Here is an 8,196-nt window from a genome sequence, read left to right as displayed (position 1 = left end):
AGGCCCTTGCCGCGGACGTCGCCGATCAGCACCCGGGTGGCGCCGGGCACCCGGGTCGCCGCGTACAGGTCGCCGCCGAGCAGGGCCTCGTCCTCGGCGGGCAGGTAGAGGGCGGCGAGCCGCAGCGGCCCCAGCCGGTCGGGCAGCGGCCGCAGCAGCACCCGCTGCACCGTCTCGGAGACGGACCGCACCCGGGTGAGTTCGCGCCCGCGTCTCTCCCGGACGCGGCAGTACAGCACGATCAGCGTGGAGACCAGGATCAGCGCGATGATCTGGGTCTCGTGGTTGGTGGTGAACAGGCCGCCGTGGAAGATCCCGATGACCACCTGCGCGGTCACCGCCAGGGCGCCGATCAGGCCGGTGAACCAGGGGCCGCCGAAGGAGGCGGTGATCGCGGGGGCGACCACCAGCAGCGGGCCGAGGTGCACGTCGGTCGGGGAGGCGAGGTCGACCACCGAGATCAGCACGATGAAGCCCAGCGGGATCATCACCAGCGCATGGGCTCGCTGCCACGCCCCGCGCAGGGCAGCCGGGCGCCGCCGTCCGTGCACCGTCACCCCTCCACCCTGCACCCGCGACGGTCCGCACACCTCCGCGACACGGCCCGCGGCCCGGCGGCACCACGGCGCTCCGCAGGCCCGGCGTCAGGGCGGGCGGCAGGGCGGGCGGCGCCGTTGACCGTGATCTTGGACAGCCCCTACAGTCGGGACCGCTCCCGTACCAGTCCGCCGGAAGGTCCATGATGAAGCGTCACGACTGGCTGGACCGCATCCGGCAGCTCGATCCGGAGACGGACTACGCGGAGATCTACCGGATCAGCAGCTGGTACGAGTTCCCCTGGGACACCAACCAGTCGCTCGGCTTCGCGCTCTACCGCACCTACGCGGTGCCCTCCATCGGCCGGCTGCTGGCCCGGACGGGAGAGTTCACCGGGCGCGCGCAGAAGCGGTACGACGACACCGTGCTGATCCTGGAGGCCGTGCTGGAGCACGGCTTCGGCTCGGAGCAGGGCCGTGAGGCGATCCGCCGGATGAACGGGATGCACCGGCGGTACGAGATCTCGAACGAGGACTTCGTCTACGTCCTCGCCACCTTCGTGGTGGTGCCCAAGCGCTGGCTCGACGACTACGGCTGGCGGCCGTACTCCGCGCACGAGGTCCGCGCCGCCGTCAACTACTACCGCGAGCTCGGCCGGCACATGGGTCTGCGGGACGTCCCGGAGACGTACGAGGAGTTCGAGCGGCTGCTGGACGCCTACGAGCGGGCGAACTTCGCCTTCGACGAGGGCGGCCGGGCGGTCTCCGACGCGACCCTGGACCTCACCGCGAGCTGGTACCCGCGCCCGCTCGGCGCCCAGATGCGGCGCTCCTCGATCTGCCTGCTGGACGACCCGCTGCGGGAGGCGTTCGGCTACCCGAGGCCGCCGGCCGTCCTCACCGCGCTGGTCCGCGGCGGGATGCGGCTGCGCGGCCGGCTGGTCCGGCTGCTGCCGCCGCGCCGCAAGCCCCACCTGGCCCGGGACGGCCGGCAGGTCCGCGGCTACCCCGACGGGTACCGCATCTCCGAGCTCGGCACGTTCGAGGCACCGGCCGGCGGGCCCGCCGACGGGAGGACCGGCGGCGGCTGCCCCTTCGGCGCGGGGGCGTCCTGACGCACCGCCGCTCCCGGGCACTGTCGGCGGCCCGTGCCAGGCTGGCGGGATGACCGAGAACCCCGAGAACCCCGCGACGGCGAACCCCGTTCCCGAGATCCCGCCGCAGAACTACTCCCAGGCGTGGGACGACGGCGGCGCCCGGCCCGCCCTCCCGCTGGTCGGCGACGAGCGGGAGATCCTCACCGCCTACCTGGAGCACCACCGCGAGACGCTGGCCCTCAAGTGCGCCGGGCTGACGGCCGCGCAGCTGTCCGAGCACGCGGTGCCGCCCTCCCGGCTGACCCTGCACGGGCTGCTGCGGCACCTCGCCGGGGTCGAGCGGTGGTGGCTGCACCTGCAGTTCGCCGGGCTGCCGACGGAGATGCTCTACTACTCCGACGACGACCCCGACCAGGACTTCGAGACCCTCGACGGCGACCCGGCGCAGGCGCTCGCCGTCTGGCGGGCCCAGTGCGAGCGCTCGCGGGAGATCGTCGCCGCCGCCCCCTCGCTGGACGTCACCGGTGTGCACCGGGCCACCGGGCAGCCGGTGTCACTGCGCCGCATCCTGGTCCACATGATCGCCGAGTACGCCCGCCACGACGGCCACGCGGACCTGCTGCGCGAGCGCCTCGACGGCGCGACCGGTTACTGACCGCCGCTCGGGCTCGGCTGCCCCGCGCCCGGGCCGGGCTGCCCGGTGGCCGGGGTGGTCCCGCCGGTGCCGTGGGTCGGGCGCCCGCTGCCTCCCGGGACGGGCCGGCCGGTGGCGGGGGCCGTCTGGTCGCCGCCCCGGGTGGGCCGCCCGCCCTGGGTCGGCTGCCCGGTGGCCGGCTGCCCGCCGCCCTGGGTCGGCCGGCCCGTCCCCGGGGTCGGCTGCTCGGAGTCGGACGGCTCCGCGGCGGACGGCAGCCGCACCGCGGTGAACTCGCCGGCCGGGACGCCGTCCAGGGCGTCCTCGACGGCCTGCCGCCAGATCGGACCGGCGACCGCACCGCCGAAGGCGGCGTCGATCCGCTCGCCGCCCATCCGCTGGCCCTCCAGCGGCGCCGGGTTCATGGTGTCGCTGACGACCGTCGCGGCGGCCATCTCCGGGGTGTAGCCGACGAACCAGACCTGCCGGCCCTCGTTGGTGGTACCGGTCTTGCCGGCCGTCTCCCGGTCGGACAGGCCCGCGGTGTGGCCGGTGCCGCCGTCCTCGACCACGCCGCGGAGCATCGCGGTGACGGTGTCCGCGGTGGTCTGCGACAGCGCCTCGGTGCAGGAGGCCTTCGGCACCGCGAGGGACTTGCCGTCCGGGCCGGTCACCGAGGTGATCGCGGTCGGCGCGCAGTAGGTGCCGTGGGCGGCGAACGCCGCGTACACGCCCGCCATCTCCAGCGGCGTCAGGTCGTTGCTGCCGAGGGTCATCGACGGCACCACGCTGAGCTTCTCGCCGCCGGCCTGCTGGGTGATGCCCAGCTTGGCGGCCGTCTTCGACACCTCGCACAGGCCGGTCTCGGCCTCCAGGTTGGCGAAGTAGGTGTTGACCGACTGCTTCATCGCGGCCGGCATGGCGAAGCTGCCGATCAGGTCGCGGCTGTCGTTGTGCACCTCGCCGCTCTCCGGGAAGCGGCCGCCCGAGCAGTCCTGCATCGCCGGCCACGGCATGCTGTAGCCCGAGGTGTAGGTGCGGCTGACCGGGATGCCGTTCTCCAGCGCCGCCGCCGCCACGATCGGCTTGAAGGTGGAGCCGGTCGGGAAGCCGAGGCCGCCGCCCATCTTCTTCGGCACGTTCAGGTTGATCGTGGTCTGGTCCTTGCCGAGCCCGTACGGGCGGCTCTGCGCCATCGCCAGCACCTTGCCGGTGCCCGGCTGGACGACCGACATCACCGCGGCCGGCCGGTCGGACGGCGCGGCGTGCGCGGTGACGGCCTGCTGCACCGCCTTCTGCGCCTTGGGGTCGAGGGTGGTGCGGATCTGGAGGCCGCCGCGCTTCCACAGCGCCTTCCGCTCCTCCGGGGTCTTGCCGAAGGCCGGGTCGGAGAGCACCACCCGCTGCACGTAGTCGCAGAAGAAGCCCTCGCCCGTCCCCGCGGTGATGCAGCCCTGGTGGGCCCGGGTCACCTTCAGCTCCACCGGGGTGGCGATCGCCTCCGCCGCCTGCGCCGCGGTGATGTGCCCGAGCTCGGCCATCCGGCGCAGCACGGTGTCGCGCCGGGTCTTGGCCGCGGCCGGGTTGACGATCGGGTCGTAGGCGGACGGCGACTGCACCAGGCCGGCCAGCAGGGCCGCCTGAGGGAGCGACAGATCCTTGGCGTGCACGCTGAAGTACCGCTGGGCGGCGGTCTCTATGCCGTACGCCTTCTCGCCGAAGAAGGTGATGTTGAGGTAGTTGGCGAGGATCTGGTCCTTGGTCAGGGTCTCCTCGACCTTGATGGCGTACTTGAGCTCGCGGATCTTGCGGTCCAGGGTCTGCCGCTGCGCCTCCTGGACCTTCTGCACGTCGTCGCCCGCCTGGTCGACGAAGACGTTCTTGACGTACTGCTGGGTGAGGGTGGACGCGCCCTGCGCGGTGGTGCCGGAGGCGGCGTTGGAGTTGAGCGCGCGCAGCACGCCCTTCAGGTCGACGGCGCCGTGCTGGTAGTAGCGGCTGTCCTCGATGTCCACCAGGGCGGTCTTGACCAGCGGCGACATGGCGTCGGCGTCGACGACCGTGCGGTCCCGGCTGTAGATGGTGGCGATCGTGCCGCCGGCCGCGTCGTAGACGGTCGACGCCTGCGAGAGCGGCGGCGTCCTGAAGTCGTCCGGCAGGCTGTCGAAGTCCTCCACCGCAGACTGCGCGCCGAGCCCGGCGGCCCCCACGGCGGGCAGGGCCAGGCCCGCGACGAGGACGCCGCCCAGGGCGCTCGCGCCGACCAGACGAGCAGCCAGAAGGACCTTCTTGCGGTAACCGATGGAGTTGTGACGCGCCATGGGATCGACCCTAGGCGAACCATCGCCCGCCACGAACCGGTTTTCTTCCCGCTTTCGTCACAACTCCGTGACAGCGCTCGCCGGTCCTCCCCGCGACTCCCCCCGGGGGCGGCCGGCGGCGCGCCGGGCCGGGTGCTCTTGACGCGGCGGCGTCCGGTGGCAAGCCTTGGTCCCGGCCGGTCCCCCCCGGCCGCGACCGGCCCAGGAGGTCAACGGTGACCGCACAGGCGTCCCACACGCACGGCCGCACCGACGTGCCGCTGCTGGACGAGACGATCGGGCAGTGCCTGGACCGGGCGGTCGCCGCCCACCCGGAGCGCGAGGCGCTGGTGGACGTGCCGAGCGGCCGCCGCTGGACGTACGCCGAACTCGGCCGGGACGTCGACCGGGTGGCCCGCGGCCTGCGGGCGCGCGGGGTCGGCCGCGGCGACCGGGTCGGCATCTGGGCGCTCAACTGCCCGGAGTGGGTGCTGGTGCAGTACGCCACCGCCCGGCTCGGCGCGATCCTGGTGAACATCAACCCGGCCTACCGGACGCACGAGTTGGCGTACGCGCTGAACCAGTCCGGGGTGGGCCTGCTGGTCGCCCAGCCCGAGTACCGCACCAGCGACTACCGGGCGATGGTGGCCGAGGTCCGCGAGGAGTGCCCGGGCCTGCGGGAGACGCTGTGGATCGGCGACCCGGAGTTCCTGGAGCTCGACGGGGACGGGGGGTTCCCCGCCGACCTGGCGCCGGACGACCCGATCAACATCCAGTACACCTCGGGCACCACCGGTTTCCCGAAGGGCGCCACCCTCTCGCACCGCAACATCCTCAACAACGGCTTCTGGGTGGGCGAGCTGGTCGGGTACACCGAGCAGGACCGGATCTGCCTGCCGGTGCCCTTCTACCACTGCTTCGGCATGGTGATGGGCAACCTCGCGGCGCTCAGCCACGGCGCCTGCGTGGTGATCCCCGGCCAGGGCTTCGACCCGGCCGCCGCCCTGCACGCGGTCCAGGCCGAGCGGGCGACCTCGCTCTACGGCGTGCCGACGATGTTCATCGCCGAGCTGGGTCTCGCCGACTTCGCGACCTACGACCTCACCTCGCTGCGCACCGGCATCATGGCCGGCTCGCCCTGCCCGGTGGAGGTGATGAAGCGGGTCCAGACCGAGATGCACATGGCCGAGGTGGCCATCGCGTACGGGATGACCGAGACCTCGCCGGTCTCCACCCAGACCCGCCGCGACGACGACCTGGAGCACCGCACCGGCACGGTCGGCCGGGTGCTGCCGCACCTGGAGGTGAAGGTCGTCGAGCCGGAGACCGGGCGGACGGTCGGGCGCGGCGAGCCCGGCGAGCTGTGCACCCGCGGCTACTCGGTGATGATCGGGTACTGGAACGAGCCGGAGCGCACCGCCGAGGCGATCGACGACGGGGGCTGGATGCACACCGGCGACCTCGCGGTGATGCACGAGGACGGCTACCTGGCGGTCGTCGGCCGGATCAAGGACATGATCATCCGCGGCGGCGAGAACGTGTACCCGCGCGAGATCGAGGAGTTCCTGCACACCCACCCGGCGATCGCCGACGTCCAGGTGGTCGGCGTGCCCGACGAGCGCTACGGCGAGGAGGTCTGCGCCTTCGTGGTGCTGCGCGACCCGGACGGCACGCTCGGGGCCGAGGAGGTGGCCGAGTTCTGCCGCGGCCGGCTCGCGCACTACAAGACCCCCCGCCACGTGCACGTGGTCGAGGGCTTCCCGATGACGGTCAGCGGCAAGGTGAGAAAGAACGAGCTGAGGGAACGGGCGGCCCGCGCACTCGCCGGGTGAGCCCCCGCCCCGGGCGGCGGGAGTGCCGGGCGAGGGCCCGGCCACCACCGGGTCGCGGTCCGTTACGCTGGTGGCGTGATCCTTCTCGTCAGCCGTCGCCACGTGGACCTGCTCCGCGTCACGAGCATGTCCTGTCGACGCTCCGGCTGATCCCGCTCGTCCTCCGCCCTTCGGGCACACACCCTCCCCCGGCCCCGCTGCACCGGCCACACCCGGCGCGGCAGCGGCAGCGTCCCCGGCGACCGCCGGGCCCGCCGGGGCATTCGACACCCAGGTGATGTCACCCATGACCCAGCAGTCCCGTCCCACCGGTTCCACCGGACCCCTCGACGACCGCGCCGAGAACCTCCCGGTCATCGACCTCTCGCTGGCCGACGGCAGCGCCCAGGACCGCGCGCGGCTGCACGCGGCACTCCGCTCCGCCGCCACCGACGTCGGCTTCTTCCAGCTCGTCGGCCACGGCGTGACCCCGGCCGAGACCGCCGCGCTCACCGACGCGATGCACGCCTTCTTCGGCCTCCCCGAGGCCGACCGGCTGGCCGTGAGCAACCTGAACTCCCCGCACTTCCGCGGCTACACCCGGACCGGTGACGAGCGGACCGGCGGCAGCCGGGACTGGCGCGACCAGCTCGACATCGGCGCCGAACTGCCCCCGCACGTGCCCGGCTCCGGCGAGCCGCCGTACTGGTGGCTGGAGGGCCCCAACCAGTGGCCCGACGCGCTGCCCGAGCTGCGCGAGGCCTCGCTGCACTGGATCGACCGGCTCGGCGGCGTCGCCCGCAGGCTGCTGCACGAACTGCTCACCTCGATCGGCGCCCGGCCGGACTTCTACGACGACGCCTTCGCCGGCCACCCGCACCTGCGGCTGAAGCTGGTCCGCTACCCCGGGACGGCACCGGACGGCGCCGGGCAGGGCGTCGGCTCGCACAAGGACTACGGCTTCATCACCCTGCTGCTGCAGGACACCGTCGGCGGCCTGCAGGTGGAGCGCTCCGACGGCTCCTTCCTGGAGGTGCCGCCGATGGAGGGCGCCTTCGTGGTCAACCTCGGCGAGCTGCTGGAGGTCGCCACCGACGGCTACCTGAAGGCCACCAGCCACCGGGTGGTCAGCCCGCCCGGCGCCCGCGAGCGGTTCTCGGTGCCGTTCTTCTACAACCCGCGGCTGGACGCGCACATCGAGCCGCTCGAGTTCCCGCAGGCCCACCACGCGCCCGGTGCCACCCAGGACCCGGCGAACCCGCTGTTCGCCGAGTTCGGCCGGAACGAGCTGAAGGGCTACCTGCGGGCGCACCCCGAGGTCACCCGCCGCCACCACGCCGACCTGCTGCCGCTCACGGCCGCCTGACGGCGGGCCCGGGCGGCCCGGGGGCCGTTCCCGGGCGGAGGCACCGGAGGCTCGCAGCGACGATCGCGGATCGTTCCGTCACCGTGCCGAGAATGTTCTAGCATGGTGCGAACAATCCGCGATCGTCCGCGTCCGGAGGGATCCCCGTGCCCGCACTGCCGTTAACCCGACCGTCCCTGCCGCCCCGGCCGTCCCGGCCGTCCCGTGCCGCGGTCACCGTCACCGTCCTGCCGACCGCGGCCGCAGCCGCGGCCGTCCTGCTGGTGTACGCCCGGCTGCGGCCCCAGCTGCCCGAGCCGCTCGCCGTGCACTTCTCCGGCGACGGCGCCGACGGCACCCTGCCCGGGTGGCGCTTCCTCGCCGCCTCGCTCGGGCTGATCGCGCTCACCGGCGGCGCCCTCGCCCGCCTGGCGCTCGCCGACACGCTGCCGGCCCGGGCCCGCCGCGCCCTG

General features: G+C 73.6%; 6 protein-coding genes and 1 pseudogene. 5 read left to right on the top strand and 2 right to left on the bottom strand.

The window, feature by feature from the left end:
- Positions 1-488, bottom strand: a pseudogene (locus tag ABZ641_RS19495) (serine/threonine-protein phosphatase); the annotation flags it as partial.
- Between the two features lie 254 nt (positions 489-742).
- Here ABZ641_RS19495 and ABZ641_RS19490 point away from each other — a divergent pair.
- Both ABZ641_RS19490 and ABZ641_RS19485 read left to right on the top strand, forming a co-directional pair.
- Entirely contained in the window at positions 743-1,651 is a 909-nt protein-coding gene (locus ABZ641_RS19490) for an oxygenase MpaB family protein (RefSeq protein ID WP_359983333.1), read from the top strand.
- 49 nt (positions 1,652-1,700) lie between these two features.
- Complete coding sequence (locus ABZ641_RS19485) at positions 1,701-2,288, top strand: DinB family protein (RefSeq protein ID WP_344627487.1); 588 nt, start codon at positions 1,701-1,703, stop codon at positions 2,286-2,288.
- Here the strand turns inward: ABZ641_RS19485 and ABZ641_RS19480 are convergent.
- Positions 2,282-4,588: a transglycosylase domain-containing protein gene (locus ABZ641_RS19480; RefSeq protein WP_344627488.1), complete on the bottom strand. Its 2,307-nt coding sequence runs from the start codon at positions 4,586-4,588 to the stop codon at positions 2,282-2,284. The genes ABZ641_RS19485 and ABZ641_RS19480 overlap by 7 nt on opposite strands.
- Positions 4,589-4,803: 215 nt before the next feature.
- Here ABZ641_RS19480 and ABZ641_RS19475 point away from each other — a divergent pair, with 215 nt between their 5' ends.
- The 3 genes from ABZ641_RS19475 to ABZ641_RS19465 all read left to right on the top strand — a co-directional run.
- On the top strand, positions 4,804-6,399 hold the full coding sequence (locus ABZ641_RS19475; protein ID WP_359983330.1) for an AMP-binding protein: 1,596 nt from the start codon (positions 4,804-4,806) through the stop codon (positions 6,397-6,399).
- Between the two features lie 286 nt (positions 6,400-6,685).
- Positions 6,686-7,744 (top strand): 2-oxoglutarate and iron-dependent oxygenase domain-containing protein, encoded by a 1,059-nt coding sequence (locus tag ABZ641_RS19470; protein ID WP_359983327.1) that lies wholly within the window; start codon positions 6,686-6,688, stop codon positions 7,742-7,744.
- Positions 7,745-7,890: 146 nt separating this feature from the next.
- The coding region (locus tag ABZ641_RS19465; protein ID WP_359983324.1) for a hypothetical protein at positions 7,891-8,196 on the top strand (306 nt) is incomplete at its 3' end.

The organism is Kitasatospora sp. NPDC007106 (genome assembly GCF_040634455.1).
Classification (GTDB): Bacteria; Actinomycetota; Actinomycetes; order Streptomycetales; family Streptomycetaceae; genus Kitasatospora; species Kitasatospora arboriphila.
Note: the sequence above shows the minus strand (reverse complement) of the source record. Positions and strands in the feature narration are given on the sequence as shown.